Below are 15194 nucleotides of genomic sequence, written 5' to 3'. Positions count from 1 at the left end.
AGCATTGGCAGCGAAAGCCATTGCTCCGATGCAGAGCGAAGTGCCCCTACCTTCACTGAACTGTCGCCAAACCGTTCAAATAGTTTCATGCCGTTGTTACGCCGCTGACATCGGTATGACCAAAGGTCCGGTACGCGCGGTCGCGCTGCCGAATCGGAGGTCTGTTTGGCCGATATCCTCAAGACGCTTTCCCGGCGTTCTTTTCTGCTTTCCGCTGGTGCCGCGGGCTTCGTGGCTTCGTCCGGTCTTGCGACACCCTTCTATGCGAGAGGCTACGGCCGGCCGGAGTTCATACATGGCGTGCAATCGGGCGATGTCGATACGTCCTCCGGCATGATCTGGACGCGGGTGGATCGACCGTCGAAGGTGTCGGTCGAGTATTCGACCACCGAGAGCTTCTCCAATCCGGTTCGCCTTGCCGATCTCACAGCGACGCCGCAGACGGATTGTGCGATCAAGTGTTCGCTCGACGGATTGCTGCCGGACCAGGACATCTTCTACCGGTTCACCGCCACCGATCTTTATGATGTCAACCGGGTCTCCGAACCGGTCACCGGCCGGTTTCGCACAGCACCCTTGCGCAAGCGCTCGGTCCGCTTCGTCTGGTCCGGCGATACCGCCGGCCAGGGCTGGGGAATCGATGATGTCGGCATGAAGACCTATTCGACCATGCGGCTGCATGAGCCGGATTTTTTCATCCATTCCGGCGATACGATCTATGCCGACAATCCTATTCCTGACGAGATCCAGCTGCGCGACGGCGGCGTCTGGAAGAACCGGGTGGTGACCCATGAAAAGCGTGACGTGGCGCGAACGCTCGAGGAATATCGCGGGCAATGGAAATACAATCTGCTCGACGATCATGTGCGGCAGCTGAATGCCGTCTGTCCCACCTTTTATCAATGGGACGATCATGAGGTCTTGAACAACTGGTCGGCTTCGACCGACCTTCGCGACGATGCCCGCTATCCGGAAAAGGACGTCGCCGTCTACGCGGAACGGGCAGCCCGCGCGTTCCACGAGATGACGCCGATACGCAACGTCGCGACGCAGCCCGGCCGCATCTTCCGCAAGGTCGGCTATGGGCCGCTGCTAGATGTGTTCTTCGTCGACCTGCGCTCCTATCGCGGCGCCAACCAGGGCGAAGACGGCGGCGGCGCGCTGTTCGGCTGGCGGCAGGCGGATTGGCTGAAGCGCGAGCTTGCCGCTTCGCGCGCGGTCTGGAAGGTGATTGCCTGCGACATGCCGATCGGGCTCGTGGTCTGGGACGACTACACGAATAAGCGCGGCTCCGACGCCATCGCCAATGGCGACAACGGCCTACCTTCGGGGCGCGAGCCGGAGTTTGCCGATCTCCTGCGCTTCATCCGCGACAACGGCATCGACAACCTCGTCTGGCTGACGGCGGACGTACATTATACCGCCGCGCATCACTACGATCCCACGCGTGCCGCGTTCAAGGAATTCACGCCTTTCTGGGAGTTCGTGTCGGGGCCGCTTCATTCCGGCACCTATGGGCCGAAGGAACTCGACATGACCTTCGGGCCGGAGGTCCGCTTCATCAAGGCGTCGGGCGGCGGCATCGACAGTAACCTGCCGCCATCGGCCGGCTTACAGTTCTTCGGCATCGTCGATATCAACGGTCAGACGCAGCAGATGACCGTGCGGCTGATGGACCGGCAGGACCAGGAACTGTGGCGCGTGACGCTCGATCCGGCCGCGATTGCATGACGAATCTGGTCGCGGCCAACAGCTTTCCAAACCCCTCACGCGAGACCCCTGGCGGTTGCAAACCCATGGCCTACCGGCATTTGACCGCGGCACTGATGCGCGCGCCCCCTTTCGCAATCGCAAAAAAACCTGTATGAGCGCGACCATTGAAAAAGCGGCGTGGCCCATCGGGGCTTGCCCTGAACCTCCGAGACGAAAAATGAGCATTCGTAACATCGCGATTATCGCGCACGTTGACCATGGGAAAACGACCCTTGTTGACGAGCTCCTGAAGCAGTCGGGCTCGTTCCGCGAAAACCAGCGCGTTGCCGAACGCGTCATGGACTCCAACGACATCGAAAAAGAGCGCGGCATCACCATTCTCGCCAAGGCGACCTCGGTCGAGTGGAAGGGCGTGCGCATCAACATCGTCGACACCCCCGGCCACGCCGACTTCGGCGGTGAAGTCGAGCGCATCCTGTCGATGGTGGACGGTGCCATCGTTCTCGTCGACGCTTCCGAAGGTCCGATGCCGCAGACGAAGTTCGTCGTCGGCAAGGCGCTGAAGGTCGGCCTGAAGCCGATCGTCGCGATCAACAAGATCGACCGTCCGGACGGTCGCCACGAAGAAGTCATCAACGAAGTCTTCGACCTCTTTGCCAACCTCGACGCCTCCGACGAGCAGCTCGACTTCCCGATCCTCTACGGTTCGGGCCGCGATGGCTGGATGAACGTCAACCCGGAAGGTCCGAAGGACCAGGGCATGGCGCCGCTTCTCGACCTCGTGCTGCAGCACGTACCGGAGCCGACGGTTGCCGAAGGCCCGTTCCGCATGATCGGCACGATTCTCGAAGCCAACCCCTTCCTTGGCCGCATCATCACCGGCCGCGTTTATTCCGGCTCCGTCAAGCCGAACCAGGCCGTCAAGGTTCTCGGCCAGGATGGCAAGCTGCTTGAAACCGGCCGTATCTCCAAGATCCTCGCCTTCCGCGGCATCGAGCGTCAGCCGATCGAAGAAGCACAGGCGGGCGACATCGTCGCGATCGCCGGCCTGACCAAGGGCACCGTCGCCGACACCTTCTGCGATCCGTCGGTCACGGAAGCGCTGACGGCACAGCCGATCGACCCGCCGACCGTTACCATGTCGTTCATCGTCAACGACAGCCCGCTTGCCGGCACCGAAGGCGACAAGGTCACGAGCCGCGTCATCCGCGACCGTCTGTTCAAGGAAGCCGAAGGCAACGTTGCGCTGAAGATCGAGGAATCTTCGGAAAAGGATTCGTTCTTCGTCTCCGGTCGCGGCGAATTGCAGCTCGCGGTTCTGATCGAAACCATGCGCCGCGAAGGCTTCGAGCTTGCCGTGTCGCGTCCGCGCGTCGTCATGCACAAGGACGACAATGGCCAGCTGCTCGAGCCGATCGAGGAAGTCGTCATCGACGTTGACGAGGAGCACTCCGGCGTCGTCGTTCAGAAGATGTCGGAGCGCAAGGCCGAGATGGTCGAACTGCGTCCGTCCGGCGGCAACCGCGTCCGTCTGGTGTTCTTCGCTCCGACCCGCGGCCTCATCGGTTACCAGTCGGAACTACTGACCGACACGCGCGGCACGGCGATCATGAACCGCCTGTTCCACGCCTACCAGCCTTACAAGGGCGAGATCGGTGGTCGCGTCAACGGCGTTCTCCTGTCGAACGATGCCGGTGAATCGGTTGCCTATGCGATGTTCAACCTGGAAGACCGCGGCCCGATGATCATCGAGGCCGGCGAGAAGGTCTATGCCGGCATGATCATCGGCATCCACACCCGCGACAACGATCTGGAAGTGAACGTTCTCAAGGGCAAGAAGCTCACCAACATGCGCGCTGCCGGCAAGGACGAAGCTGTTCGCCTGACGCCGCCGATCCGCATGACGCTGGAGCGCGCGCTCTCCTGGATCCAGGACGACGAACTCGTCGAAGTCACGCCGAAGTCGATCCGTCTGCGCAAGCTGCATCTCGACCCGAACGATCGCAAGCGCTTCGAGAAGGCCCGCACCGCCGGCGCGGCTTAAGCTTCTGACATTACCGAGCCTGAAAAAACCCCGGAGCGATCCGGGGTTTTTTGCTGTGTGTGCCACGGATGGGCGACTTGCGGATAAAGTTAAAAAGGCGTTAACCTTCCATAGGGTGCCGTTAAAGTTGCCTGTGGGTTAACGCTGGCCGGCAACCGGGCGGGATTCCTGTTCGCCTTGTGTGCGTTTAGAGTCGCGAGTCATGAAGACTGTTTCGATAGAGATTCGGCCCGGAGAGCCGCAGGAAGCGTCGGCAATTGCCGATGTGCACCGCGTTTCGTGGCTGCAAGCCTATGGCGGTCTCATCCCCCACCGTCCCCTGGTTCAGATGGTCAACCGCCGCGACGAGGTCTGGTGGCGCAAGGCGACACGCGGGCCTGCTACGCTGCTCGTCGTCGACGTGGCCGGAACCATTGCCGGCTACGCCACGCTCGGCCTCAGCCGCGCCAAGGCCCTGCCGCAGGAAGGCGAGATCTACGAGATCTATCTCCGGCCGGAATATCAGGGCATCGGTCTCGGGCGCATTCTCTTCGGCGAAGCCAAGAGCCTGCTGCGTTCGCTCGGCTGCCGCGGCCTCGTCGTCTGGTGCCTCGAGGATAGTGAGCACGCCTACCAGTTCTTCCAGGGCGCCGGTGGCACGGACATCGCCGAAGGCATGGAAGATTTCGGCGACAAGCATCTGAAGAAGGTCGGCTTCGCCTGGAACTAGAGCATCCCGCTCTCAAGTGGAATCACTGGAGGCGGAAAGATGCTCTAGAATCAAAGTGCTAGAGCATCCTTTGTGCGTTCATTTGAACGCACGGCGCTCTAGGCTTTCCCGCTTCCGGTTGAGATCAGCCGCTATTCCGGCAGTTCGTTGCGTGGTGCGCTTGCCTTGTCGCCTTGCGTGCCATGGTAGACCGCCTTGTCGACGCCACAGCGGAAGGTCGGCGCCACCTCGTCGGCGATCTTGCGGGCGAGCGCGTTGGGATCGGGATTGGCGAGCGCATCGACATAGCCGGCGACGCAGCCCTTGCCGTCGTCCTTCTGGGCTACCGTGGAGACGACGAGAACCTGCCCTTCAAGCGCAGGTGCCGATGCTCCCGTCGCCGGGTCGGGGTTCTCGATGAACCAGCGCAGGATCGTCGCGACCGGGGTGCCGCCTTTGACGATGCGCCATTCCACTGTGGCGCCGGCGTGGTTGAAGGGGATGAAGGTTTCGAACGCCTCGTTGCGGTAGCGCTCGTTGAGGTGACCGAAGGAGAAGCTCTGGCGGATATCCATCTCCTTGAAATGAGCCGGATAATCGCCATGGCCCGGGCAGGTCATCAGGGAGTACCTGCCCGGCTCCTCTTTAATCGTCTTGCACTTTTCGCGGCTGACGTTGACATAGACGCTCTCATTGGCCACCGCGGGTCCGGCGGACAACAGGACCAGCGACAGGCATGCAACCTTTCCGTTCATCGTGAACTCCCTCGAACGAGATTTTGACGATCATGCGGGTCGTTCGGTGATGACAAAACGACCGGTTGAATCTGCATTTCGGACGAAAGTTATGTTGCATCGCGGCATGTTTCCCTTTATCCGACGGGGCAAACTTCTCAAACTGACCCTGGAGTAGATCCATGCGCATCGACGCGATTTCCATCGGAAAGAATCCACCAGAAGATGTCAACGTCATCGTTGAAGTTCCCGTCGGCGGCCATCCGATCAAGTACGAGATGGACAAGGAAGCCGGCACGCTGGTCGTCGACCGCTTCCTCTACACGCCGATGACCTATCCGGGTAACTACGGCTTTGTGCCGCACACGCTCTCGGACGACGGCGATCCGATCGACGTTCTGATCTGCAACACCCGCCCTCTCGTTCCGGGCTGCGTCATCAATGTCCGCCCGATCGGCGTGATGATGATGGAAGACAATTCCGGCCAGGACGAAAAGATCATCGCGGTTCCGTCGGCTCACCTGACGCAGCGCTACGACAAGGTGCACGAATACACCGACCTGCCGGAAATCACGCTCAAGCAGATCGAGCACTTCTTCGAGCACTACAAGGATCTGGAGCCCGGCAAGTGGGTGAAGATTTTTGGTTGGAAGGATGCTTCCGTCGCAAGGCAGCTGATCAAGGAAGCCGTCGAGCGCGCCAAGGGCGCCAAGTAAGTTTACTTGCCGACCAACTGTGCAAGTCGCTCTATCAAATCCTCCGGGTCGCCATCGATCCGGAGGATTTTTTTGCGCTGCGTTTCGCCTGAGATGAGGGAAAGCTTGCTCTTGGCAAGCCCGAGCTTCTTCGAAAGAAAGGCAATCAGCGCCTGGTTGGCCTTGCCTTTTTCCGGAACCGCGCTGACGCGCACTTTCAAATGTTCTTCCCCGTCGGCAGCCGCTTCCAAGCCATCAATGGCATCGCGGCCGCCGTTCGGCGTCAAGCGTACCGTCAGGCGAACGTGGTCGCCATGCGCGGTGAAGGCCGGATTGGCCATCGTCAGCCAAGCAGCGCCTGCGCGACCGTCGTGTTCAGGAAGAGCTGGATGAAATAGAGGATCACCAGCACCACCAGGGGCGACAGGTCCACGCCGCCCATGTCGGGCAGCACGCGGCGGATCGGGCGATAGAGCGGCTCCGTCAGCTGATAGAGCGAGCGGCCGATCATGTTGATCGCCTGGTTGTTCACGTTGATGACGTTGAACGCGTAGAGCCAGGAAAAGATGGCCGACGCGATAACCAGAAACCACGCGATGTTGATGATGAAGTTCAAGGTGCCGATGACAGCAAGCATGCCGGTCTCCAAATCGTTATTGACAGACATGTAGACATTGAGACCTAAACGAGCAAGTACGCCGGTTTATCGGGCGCGATCATGTTTAACATGGGACCGCACGATAACCGAGCCTCAGCAGGAGCCCCTTCCGCATGTCCGCCGTTCATGCCTCGCATCGTTTTGCCGCCTTTCGGCATGTCGGCTATCGCCGCTATTTCTTCTCGCGCTTCCTGGCGTACTTCGCGATCCAGATCATTTCGGTCGCCGTCGGCTGGCAGATCTATGACCTTACGCGTGACCCGTTCGATCTCGGCCTGATCGGCCTCTTCCAGTTTCTGCCGTCACTGGTGCTGATCCTCGTCACTGGCGCGGCTGCAGACCGCTACAACCGGCGCATGATCATGGGGATCTGCATGGTCATCAGCACGCTCTGCGCGACGGCATTGCTGCTGCTGACGGTATCCGGATTGTTTTCGCCCTGGCCGGTCTATGCAATCCTAGTCGTCTTCGGCATCGAACGCGCCTTCCTGGCGCCCGCGTCCCAGTCACTGGCGCCCAACCTTGTGCCGCCCGAAGACCTACCCAATGCGATCGCCTGGAATTCCACGTCCTGGCAGACGGCGATGATCGTCGGCCCCGTTGCCGGCGGCTTGATCTATGCGCTCGGCGCCGTCGTTCCCTATGCCGTCGGCGTCTGCTTCTTCCTGGCATCCGCGCTCATGGTCTTTGCCATCCCGAGGCCCGCGACCCGCACGCAAGCCTCCGCCCAGAGCTGGGAGACGATCACCGCCGGTTTCCGCTACATCAAGGCCGAAAAGGTGGTTCTGGGCGCGATATCGCTCGATCTCTTCGCGGTCCTGCTCGGCGGTGCGGTGGCGCTGATGCCGGTCTTTGCCCGCGACATCCTCGATCTCGGTCCCTGGGGTCTCGGCCTCTTGCGCGCCGCTCCGGGTATCGGTGCCGTCAGTATGGCGGTCTGGCTCGCGGCGCATCCGATCCGCCACCGTGCCGGTTTCTACATGTTCACCGGTGTCGCACTCTTCGGGCTCGGTACCGTTGTCTTCGGTCTTTCGGCGACGCCCTGGATATCGATCGCCGCGCTCATCGTCATGGGCGCTGCCGATATGATCTCGGTTTATGTGCGCGAAATCCTGATCACGCTCTGGACGCCGGACGAGCTGCGCGGCCGGGTCAACGCCGTCAACATGGTGTTCATCGGCGCGTCGAACGAGCTTGGCGAGTTCCGTGCCGGCATGATGGCATCCGGCTTCGGCGCCGTCTTTGCGGTGGTCTTCGGCGGCATGGGCACGCTGCTCGTGTCCGGGCTCTGGGCGCTCGGCTTCCCGCAACTGCGCAAGATCGACACGCTCGACGTGCCCGACCACCACAAGTAAGGGCGCACGCCCCAGGGGGGCTCCTATGGGGTCTTACGGTCTTCCTGGAATTGCTTCCGGCCGCTCATCGCGCAGGAAGATCAGTTCCAGGAAGTTTTCCATCCAGGTGCGCAGTGGACCGTCATGCTGCATGCGGCCATCGAGATGCGCCTTGCCCACCTGGGCACCGGGCATCTCGAAGCGGTGCGCGCCGTGCACGACCCAGCGGTGCATCATCGCGCGTGTCAGCTCGCCGTGGAACTGAATGCCCCAGGCATTGTCGCCATAGCGGAAGGCTTGGTTGGGGTAGGTGTTACCGGTTGCGAGCAGCTCGGCTCCGGCAGGTAGGTCGAAACCCTCGCGGTGGAAATGGTAAACCATATCAGGCCAATCCATCAGCGCCTTGCCGGCATCGGTTGCGATCAGCGGATACCAGCCGATCTCGGTCATGCCCTCGTGATGCGGCGCCACGGAGCCGCCGAGATTGCGCGCCAGCATCTGCGCGCCGAGGCAGATGCCGAGATAGGGCTTGTTCTCCTTGAGCGGCACGGACAGCCAGTCGATCTCGCGGCGGACAAACTCTTCCTCGTCATTGGCGCTCATCGGACCGCCAAAAATGATCGTGCCGCTATGATGCTCCAGGGTCGGCGGCAGGTCATCGCCAAGGGCCGGCCGGCGGATGTCGAGCCGAAAGCCCTTCTGCTCCAGAATCTGGCCGACACGGCCGGCACTCGACCGCTCCTGATGCAGGATGATCAAGACTGGTTTTCGCGCGCTTGTGTCCGGCATCGGCATTTCAGGTTTCCTGTTGCGGCTCGGCGTCCTCGACGGTGTCGCTTCTCGCTGCGGCCTCCTGCCGCTGCAACACCCGGTCGCGCCCGGAGACGGCGAGCAGATCGGCGATGCGCCAGATCACGTGGTCTTCCATTTCGCTGCGTTTGCCGTCGGCATAGACGATATCCCAGAGCATGCCGACGAGTTCGATGCGCTGTTCCTCCGAGAGGTGGCGCTTGAGCTCGGCGGTGAACTGGTAGTAATCGATCGCCTCGCTTTCGGCAGTCTTGCCCGCTTCGATCAGCGCGGCAAGCGAGGCATCGTCGAGCTTGTAGTGTTGCTTGATGACCGATCGCATCTTGCGCCGTTCGGACGCAAGGATCCGGCCGTCGGCTTCCATGACCTGGAAACAGAGGGCGATGACCGCCACGCGTGGATCGCCGTGCTCTATCCGCGTCGCCGGGCCGGTCAGGCCGTCGAGAAACGTCCGTAAGCGTTCAAACATGTATTCTGCCACAGCCCCTTGAGAGTTCAGAACAGTCGGAAACTAGCCTTTTCCGGCGCCTTCTCGCCGGTAGCTGGATCGCGCACGCCGGGATCATCCGGCGGACGGCCGAAGAAGGGATCAGGCATGTGCTCGCCGTTGGTAACCTCTTCCTTCTCCGTCTTCTTGACCGGAGTCTTGTCGGCGATCGGCTCGGACGGTTTGCGCTCCGTGACCTTGATCGGTTGCGGTTCCCGTTCGGCCTCGAGGATGACGGGCGCTTCGCTGCGGCGGGCTACGGGGGCCGGTTCATGCGCACGCGGCTCCGCGGCCACCGGCGGCAGACTGCGGATCGCTTCGTCGGCATTCGATTGGTCGTGGTCGACGGTCGCCGAAAGCGTATGCGGCGGCGCTTTCCATTCGAACGCATCGAGCCGTCCGCTGACGGGCGAGACCGGCAGCCAGGTCGGCGACGTCACGCCGTCGGCAGTCCAGGCCGGATCCCGTGGGCTGCGCAGGGCCTGCGCCATCCAGTGGCGGATGCGGCCCTCGTCGCCGGTGTCGGCTTCTTCTATGTCGGCGAGCAACAGGAAGACGCTCTCGGTCGGATCGAGCCTGGCGGCGGCTTCCGCCTTGGTGCGGGCCAGAAGCAGTTCGCGCGCTTCGAGCGCGGCCTCGGCGACAGCTGCCATCGCCACGGCATTGTTGGGCCTGAGGGCTTCAAGTTTGCGCGCCCGCTTCAACCGGTCGACGGCGGTGTCGCCGCCGCGGGCACGCACGTAAAGCCGCGCCACGTCCGGGTGAGGCTCGTGCTTCCAGTTTTTCTCCAGGATCGAGGTCCCCTTGCGCAGGTTGTCCTCGCGAAACAGCGCCTTGGCGGCCGTCAGCGCCGCCGGCACCAGATGTTCGTCGAGCTTCAGTGCCGCAAGCGCATCGTCGCGGGCACCCTTCACGTCGCCGTCGAGCTTTGTGATCGCCCGGGCGGTCAAGAGCACCGCCCTCTTACGGTCGGCCTCCTTGCGTTCGACCACATGGGCGGCGCGGCTCTTGTCGAGAAGACGCAGAGCATCGTCCCACTCCCCAGCCTGGCTCTGGCTGTCGAGCGTCGCGAGAGCCGCCCATGGCAGATGCGGTGCTTTCTCGGCGGCGCGTTCGGCATATTGCCGGGCGGCCTCGTGGGCACCGAGGCGCTTGGCTTCGAGGTAGAGGCCGCGAAGCCCGAGTTCGCGGGTCTCCGGATCGTCGGCCATCAGCTCGAACTTGCGGCGCGCGTCGTCGTACTTGCCTTCGATGAGGGCGGTTTGCGCTTCGAGCAGGTGGATCAACGGCTCCTGGTCGGCGCTGATCAATCCGCGGGTGCGGGCGGTCATCTTGCGGGCAAGATTGGCGTCGCCGGCGCCGGCAGCGATCAGGCCGGTCGAAAGCGCCTGGTAGCCACGGTCGCGCTTGCGGGCGCGGAAATACCGGGTGACGGTGTGGGGCGAGAGCCAGATGGTGCGTACCAGCCAGACGGCGATCAGCACGGCCGCGATCAGCGAAATCAGCAGTGATGCGGCGCGCATCAGGCTCATCTCGATGAGCTGACCTTGCCAGACCAGCGAAAGTTCACCCGGTCGGTCCGCGAGCCACGCGAAGCCGAGGCCGAGACCAAGCACGATCAGGATGAAAATCAGAATGCGGATCATATCTGGTTCCCTCAGATCACGATGATTTTGGGTCGCCGACCCAAAGTCATAGACATGATCGTTTTCCATAAGTTAGAGCGGGATGCGGGCGGAAAACCGCATACACTTTTCCTCATCCGCTCTAGCCCTCTGTGCCCGGCTTTGCCATCGTCGCGGCGACGGCGGCATCGATCGCGGCTTCGACACGCAGACGCTGGTCGAGCTTGGCCTTGAAGGCCTCGCCCGCCGGTTTGGCGGCATCCGGCAGGCCATCCCACTCCAGGGCAGCGCCCTTGAGATCGCCATTGTTCAGCTTGTCCTCGATGCGGGCAATGACGGCTTCGGGCGTTTCACCCTCGACGCTGCCGACAGGGCGTACGCGAATGCCGGACATGGCGCTGGACACCAGCCGGTCGAAGATGCCCTCGTTCGGATCGGGTTGATTGAGGGCGTCGAGCATGGCGTCGGCCGTCTTCGGGAACTCGCGCCGTAGATCGGAGCGGGTCGGCACGCCGACCTGAGCGTCCTGGGCCAGAGCGGCGACGGCCTGTTCGTCCGGTGCGATGCTGCGCAGCGCGTCGAGTTCGGCGAGGAAGGGGCCGCCGCGATCGATTGCCGACTTCAGCGCGGTGACCGCGACCGCCTTAGCCATCTGGATGTCGTTGACCGGCTCGTTGAGTTTCTGCTCTGCGGATTCGATGCGGCTCGTCAGTTCCGCCTTCTCCGTTGTCGCCGTCTGCTGGGCGTCGGCGAGGGTCGTCTTCAGCCCTGCTAGTTCCTTGGTAAGGTTGTCGATCTCCGCCTTCAGCGTTTCGACCTCGGCACTCGGCGCGCCGTTCGTGCCGGGTTGGGCGGCTGATTGTTCGAGGGCGGCGATGCGGCCTTCGAGCGCCGTGTTGTCGACGACTGCGGCGGTCGTGGGCAGTGCTGCGACCTGATCGCGCAGTGCCTGCAGTTCGCTGGAGATGTTCTGCTCGACGCCACGCTCAGGGCCAAGTCCGGGGACGATGCCGGCATATTGCAGGCCGCCAAAGCCGAGCAGCGTCACAAGGCCACCGAGGATACCGGCGGCGAGCGCGCCGGAGTTCGACACCGGTTTCTGTCGAGGCGCCGGTTCCGTCTCCTGTGCCGCGTGCGGCGGTTCTTCGGCGAAGACGGCTGCGGCCGCGTCGGCACGCTGCTCCTCGATCTCTTCTTCCAGGCGCGATCCGGCGGCGCTGTCATCGCTGCTGTCCGTTGCCGTCTCATCCGCCTTGGCGTCGCTTGTCGGACTTTCGCTTGCCACGTCCGTCACCGTCTCGCGGGTTGTTTCGGCCTCAGCCGGTTCCGCAACGGTTTTTTCCGCTTCGAGGTCGATCGTCAGCGGTTCCTTCTCGGACTTCGAGCGGCGCGGCGGGTTTTCCGATACCATGGTGACCTCTTACCGTTGGTTCCTGTCGGCTCTTCTCCCAAACCTAGTCAGCCCGAACGGTGAGGGAAAGCCCCTCCGTTTCGATTTTGGCTGAATCGGCCCTGGAGTGACGTGGAATGCGGGCGGAAAACCGCCAACATTTTTCTTCATCCCATTTTAGATCAAACTAAAAAGGTTTTCTTCGTCGGGCTTTGCGGCAATCTGCGCCATGACGTTGCTTGGCAGCGCCTCGGCGACGGCAGCGCTCAGGCAGAGATAGCGCGGGCTGAAGGACGCAGCGTCCAGACAGCCCTCCAGCAGCAATGCCGCCAGGCGTCGAGCCGTCTCGCGGGAATAGAGCAGAACGGCGTCGGGCCGGCCGGTTTGCACGAGATCCCGTAGCGTGTCAGGCGGGTGTGCGATCGGTTCCATGCGGTAGCATTCTACCGTTCTATGAGTGATGCCATGATGCCTGAGGGCGGCCTCGAGACCATCGGAGCGCGGAGAGCCGGTCAGGTAGAGCAGCGGCTGTTTCGGCAAGGTGCCGACGGCCGAAACAATCAGCCCGGCCAGCGCTTCGCCGGTGCCATCGCCGATGCGGAGATCGGTGAAGCCAAGTTCTCGTGCTGCCCGCGCAGTCGCCTCGCCGACGCAGAAGCATGGGGTTTTCAGATGCTTTTCCATTTCGCCGCCCAGAGCGGCGAGGACCCGAACCGCTTCGGCGCTGGTCAAGACAATGGCTGCAAACGGTATGTCTAGCGCTGCTTCGGCAACGGCGGTCAGATGCATGGCCCGCATCAATGGCAGGAGGATCGGCTGGTGGCCGGCAGCCTCCAGCCGACGCGCAGTCGCCTCGGCGGCGGGAAGCGGCCGGGTGACGAGCACGCGCATCGGCTCAGGTCCAGCTTGCAAAGAAGCCCGGGCCGGCCTTGGCGCGGATTTCCTCGCCCGCCTTTTTGCCGAGCGCTTCGGCGTCGGTGGCCTTGCCTTCGATCGTGACGCGATGATGGGTCTGGCCATCGGGCGTGAGGATCATGCCGGAAAAACTGAGATGGGTGCCATCCGAGGTGGCGAGGCCGGCGATCGGCGTGCGGCAGGAACCGTCGAGCGTCGCGAGGAAGCCGCGCTCGCAGGTAACCGCCTCATGGGTGCGCGGATCGTCGACGGCGGCGAGCAGGTCGTTGATGCGGCTGTCGCCGACCCGGCTTTCGATGCAGATCGCGCCTTGCGCCGGGGCCGGCGGGAAATCGGCCGGGTCCAGCAGTTCGGTTGGAACGTCGGTCATGCCGAGCCGCTTCAGCCCGGCATAGGCGAGCAGCGTTGCATCGACCTGGCCCTCGGCGAGTTTTCTCAGCCGCGTTTCCACCTGGCCGCGATAGGTGATGACGTGGAGATCCGGCCGCAGCCGGCGGATCAGCGCCTGGCGGCGCAGCGACGAGGAACCGACAGTGGCGCCTTCAGGCAGTTCCATCAGTTTCGGTGCCGTGCGGCCGATGAAGGCGTCGCGAATGTCCTCGCGCGGCAGGAAGGCGGAAAGACAGAGCCCGTCCGGCAGCTTCGTCGGCATGTCCTTGGACGAATGCACGGCGAAATCGAGTTCGCCCGACAGCAATTGCTGCTCGATCTCCTCGGTGAACAGGCCCTTGCCGCCGATCTCGGCGAGCGAGCGGTCGGTGATCCGGTCGCCCTTGGTCGAGAGAATGACGACCTCGAACATTTCCGGCGCCAGACCATGCGCCGCTGCGAGGCGATCGCGCGTTTCATGGGCTTGTGCGAGCGCCAGCGGACTGCCGCGCGTGCCGATCCGGAAAGGTTTTGTTTGCATCAAAGGCTATCCATTGTTACCGGAGTTCCGTGTACCCACCTTTCGGTGCGACCGCAATCTTTGAGTATACTCTGATGTCTCCGCCCCTGCGCATCCTCGGCATAGAAACAAGCTGCGACGAAACCGCCGCTTCCGTTATTTTGCGCGATTCCGACGGCAAGGGTCACATTCTCGGCGACGTCGTTCTGAGCCAGCTGGAAGAGCATAGCGCCTATGGCGGCGTGGTTCCGGAGATCGCCGCGCGCGCCCATGTGGAAGCGCTCGACACGCTGATCGAGGAGGCGCTGCTGCGCGCCAGCGTCACGCTTGCCGACATCGATGCGATCGCTGCGACAAGTGGTCCCGGTCTGATTGGCGGCCTGATCGTCGGGCTGATGACCGGCAAGGCGATCGCGCGCGCGACCGGCAAGCCGCTCTACGCCGTCAACCATCTCGAAGGCCACGCGCTGACGGCGCGGCTGACGGACGGACTTTCCTTTCCCTATCTGATGTTGCTCGTCTCCGGCGGCCATACGCAGCTTATCCTCGTCAAGGGCGTCGGCGAATACGAGCGCTGGGGCACGACGATCGACGATGCGCTTGGCGAGGCCTTCGACAAGACGGCGAAACTGCTCGGTCTTGCCTATCCGGGTGGTCCGGCGGTCGAGCGTGCGGCGCTCGCCGGCAATCCCCAGCGTTTCGATTTTCCGCGCCCGCTCGTCGGTGACGCCCGGCTCGATTTCTCCTTCTCGGGACTGAAAACGGCGGTGCGCCAGGCGGCGCAATCGCTGGAGCCCGTGACGGAGCAGGACATCGCGGATATCTGCGCTTCCTTCCAGCGTGCGATCTCGCGCACGCTGAAGGATCGCGTCGGGCGCGGGCTGAAGCGCTTCAAGGCGGAACACGCGGGCGTGGCGCGTCCGGCCCTGGTGGTTGCCGGCGGCGTTGCCGCGAACCAGATGCTGCGTTCGACGCTGCAGACCCTGTGCGCTCAATCCGGTTTCGACTTTATCGCGCCGCCGCTTTCGCTTTGCACTGACAATGCCGCGATGATCGCCTGGGCCGGTGCGGAGCGCCTGGCGGCGGGCATGGTGGCCGATGGCCTCGACGTTGCGCCGCGCTCGCGCTGGCCGCTCGACGCCCAAGCGCAGGCACTGCTCGGCTCCGGCAAACGCGGCGCCAAGGCATGATGCCAGAATGTGACGGATAAAG

15 protein-coding genes are annotated in these 15194 nt (G+C 63.0%); 6 read left to right on the top strand and 9 right to left on the bottom strand.

What is annotated here, in order from left to right:
• The first annotated feature begins 165 nt into the window (after positions 1 to 165).
• The 3 genes from ACN9MO_RS16485 to ACN9MO_RS16475 all read left to right on the top strand — a co-directional run bounded on the left by ACN9MO_RS16485 (position 166) and on the right by ACN9MO_RS16475 (position 4466).
• A complete protein-coding gene (locus tag ACN9MO_RS16485) occupies positions 166 to 1731 on the top strand; it encodes an alkaline phosphatase D family protein (RefSeq protein ID WP_112995683.1) in 1566 nt (521 codons plus the stop codon).
• A gap of 199 nt (positions 1732 to 1930) precedes the next feature.
• Entirely contained in the window at positions 1931 to 3757 is a 1827-nt protein-coding gene (typA, locus tag ACN9MO_RS16480) for a translational GTPase TypA (RefSeq protein ID WP_058325711.1), read from the top strand.
• A 202-nt stretch (positions 3758 to 3959) separates the two neighbouring features.
• Positions 3960 to 4466, top strand: a complete 507-nt coding sequence (locus ACN9MO_RS16475) for a GNAT family N-acetyltransferase (RefSeq protein ID WP_057254977.1) — start codon at positions 3960 to 3962, stop codon at positions 4464 to 4466.
• 131 nt (positions 4467 to 4597) lie between these two features.
• On the opposite strand, the gene ACN9MO_RS16470 is transcribed toward ACN9MO_RS16475, so the two are convergent.
• A complete protein-coding gene (locus ACN9MO_RS16470) occupies positions 4598 to 5200 on the bottom strand; it encodes a hypothetical protein (RefSeq protein WP_057254978.1) in 603 nt (200 codons plus the stop codon).
• Between the two features lie 161 nt (positions 5201 to 5361).
• Here ACN9MO_RS16470 and ppa point away from each other — a divergent pair, with 161 nt between their 5' ends.
• Positions 5362 to 5895 carry an inorganic diphosphatase gene (ppa, locus tag ACN9MO_RS16465; protein ID WP_057254979.1) on the top strand — a complete coding sequence of 178 codons (534 nt, stop codon included), beginning with the start codon at positions 5362 to 5364 and terminating at the stop codon, positions 5893 to 5895.
• A gap of 2 nt (positions 5896 to 5897) precedes the next feature.
• Here ppa and ACN9MO_RS16460 read toward each other — a convergent pair whose 3' ends face one another.
• Positions 5898 to 6215 carry a DUF167 domain-containing protein gene (locus tag ACN9MO_RS16460; RefSeq protein ID WP_057254980.1) on the bottom strand — a complete coding sequence of 106 codons (318 nt, stop codon included), beginning with the start codon at positions 6213 to 6215 and terminating at the stop codon, positions 5898 to 5900.
• Positions 6216 to 6217: 2 nt separating this feature from the next.
• Positions 6218 to 6511, bottom strand: a complete 294-nt coding sequence (locus ACN9MO_RS16455) for a YggT family protein (protein WP_093233116.1) — start codon at positions 6509 to 6511, stop codon at positions 6218 to 6220.
• Between the two features lie 134 nt (positions 6512 to 6645).
• On the opposite strand from ACN9MO_RS16455, the gene ACN9MO_RS16450 reads away from it, so the two are divergent.
• On the top strand, positions 6646 to 7887 hold the full coding sequence (locus ACN9MO_RS16450; protein ID WP_058325708.1) for an MFS transporter: 1242 nt from the start codon (positions 6646 to 6648) through the stop codon (positions 7885 to 7887).
• A gap of 33 nt (positions 7888 to 7920) precedes the next feature.
• Here the strand turns inward: ACN9MO_RS16450 and ACN9MO_RS16445 are convergent, their stop codons facing one another.
• The 6 genes from ACN9MO_RS16445 to hemC form a co-directional block, all read right to left on the bottom strand.
• Complete coding sequence (locus ACN9MO_RS16445) at positions 7921 to 8661, bottom strand: glutamine amidotransferase (RefSeq protein ID WP_058321716.1); 741 nt, start codon at positions 8659 to 8661, stop codon at positions 7921 to 7923.
• 1 nt (position 8662) lies between these two features.
• Positions 8663 to 9145 (bottom strand): TerB family tellurite resistance protein, encoded by a 483-nt coding sequence (locus ACN9MO_RS16440; protein ID WP_057254984.1) that lies wholly within the window; start codon positions 9143 to 9145, stop codon positions 8663 to 8665.
• A gap of 26 nt (positions 9146 to 9171) precedes the next feature.
• Complete coding sequence (locus tag ACN9MO_RS16435) at positions 9172 to 10809, bottom strand: heme biosynthesis protein HemY (RefSeq protein WP_112995685.1); 1638 nt, start codon at positions 10807 to 10809, stop codon at positions 9172 to 9174.
• A 121-nt stretch (positions 10810 to 10930) separates the two neighbouring features.
• Entirely contained in the window at positions 10931 to 12199 is a 1269-nt protein-coding gene (locus ACN9MO_RS16430) for a COG4223 family protein (protein ID WP_112995686.1), read from the bottom strand.
• A gap of 156 nt (positions 12200 to 12355) precedes the next feature.
• Positions 12356 to 13069 carry a uroporphyrinogen-III synthase gene (locus tag ACN9MO_RS16425; RefSeq protein WP_113132358.1) on the bottom strand — a complete coding sequence of 238 codons (714 nt, stop codon included), beginning with the start codon at positions 13067 to 13069 and terminating at the stop codon, positions 12356 to 12358.
• Positions 13070 to 13073: 4 nt separating this feature from the next.
• Positions 13074 to 14003, bottom strand: coding sequence for a hydroxymethylbilane synthase (gene hemC, locus ACN9MO_RS16420; protein WP_112995688.1), 930 nt, complete (start codon positions 14001 to 14003; stop codon positions 13074 to 13076).
• A gap of 74 nt (positions 14004 to 14077) precedes the next feature.
• On the opposite strand from hemC, the gene tsaD reads away from it, so the two are divergent.
• Complete coding sequence (gene tsaD, locus ACN9MO_RS16415; protein ID WP_112995689.1) at positions 14078 to 15172, top strand: tRNA (adenosine(37)-N6)-threonylcarbamoyltransferase complex transferase subunit TsaD; 1095 nt, start codon at positions 14078 to 14080, stop codon at positions 15170 to 15172.
• Positions 15173 to 15194 lie beyond the last annotated feature (22 nt).

Source organism: Ensifer sp. R-19 (assembly GCF_049905105.1).
GTDB lineage: Bacteria > Pseudomonadota > Alphaproteobacteria > Rhizobiales > Rhizobiaceae > Ensifer.
Note: the sequence above shows the minus strand (reverse complement) of the source record. Positions and strands in the feature narration are given on the sequence as shown.

Bases quoted from the DNA above. Each gene is read 5' to 3' on its own strand.
- ACN9MO_RS16425 (WP_113132358.1), bottom strand. From the start codon at position 13,069: ATGCGCGTGCTCGTCACCCGGCCGCTTCCCGCCGCCGAGGCGACTGCG.
- ACN9MO_RS16455 (WP_093233116.1), bottom strand. From the start codon at position 6,511: ATGCTTGCTGTCATCGGCACCTTGAACTTCATCATCAACATCGCGTGG.
- ACN9MO_RS16470 (WP_057254978.1), bottom strand. From the start codon at position 5,200: ATGAACGGAAAGGTTGCATGCCTGTCGCTGGTCCTGTTGTCCGCCGGA.
- ACN9MO_RS16435 (WP_112995685.1), bottom strand. From the start codon at position 10,809: ATGATCCGCATTCTGATTTTCATCCTGATCGTGCTTGGTCTCGGCCTC.
- ACN9MO_RS16460 (WP_057254980.1), bottom strand. From the start codon at position 6,215: ATGGCCAATCCGGCCTTCACCGCGCATGGCGACCACGTTCGCCTGACG.
- hemC (WP_112995688.1), bottom strand. From the start codon at position 14,003: ATGCAAACAAAACCTTTCCGGATCGGCACGCGCGGCAGTCCGCTGGCG.
- ACN9MO_RS16445 (WP_058321716.1), bottom strand. From the start codon at position 8,661: ATGCCGATGCCGGACACAAGCGCGCGAAAACCAGTCTTGATCATCCTG.
- tsaD (WP_112995689.1), top strand. From the start codon at position 14,078: ATGTCTCCGCCCCTGCGCATCCTCGGCATAGAAACAAGCTGCGACGAA.
- ACN9MO_RS16430 (WP_112995686.1), bottom strand. From the start codon at position 12,199: ATGGTATCGGAAAACCCGCCGCGCCGCTCGAAGTCCGAGAAGGAACCG.
- ppa (WP_057254979.1), top strand. From the start codon at position 5,362: ATGCGCATCGACGCGATTTCCATCGGAAAGAATCCACCAGAAGATGTC.
- ACN9MO_RS16440 (WP_057254984.1), bottom strand. From the start codon at position 9,145: ATGTTTGAACGCTTACGGACGTTTCTCGACGGCCTGACCGGCCCGGCG.
- ACN9MO_RS16450 (WP_058325708.1), top strand. From the start codon at position 6,646: ATGTCCGCCGTTCATGCCTCGCATCGTTTTGCCGCCTTTCGGCATGTC.
- typA (WP_058325711.1), top strand. From the start codon at position 1,931: ATGAGCATTCGTAACATCGCGATTATCGCGCACGTTGACCATGGGAAA.
- ACN9MO_RS16475 (WP_057254977.1), top strand. From the start codon at position 3,960: ATGAAGACTGTTTCGATAGAGATTCGGCCCGGAGAGCCGCAGGAAGCG.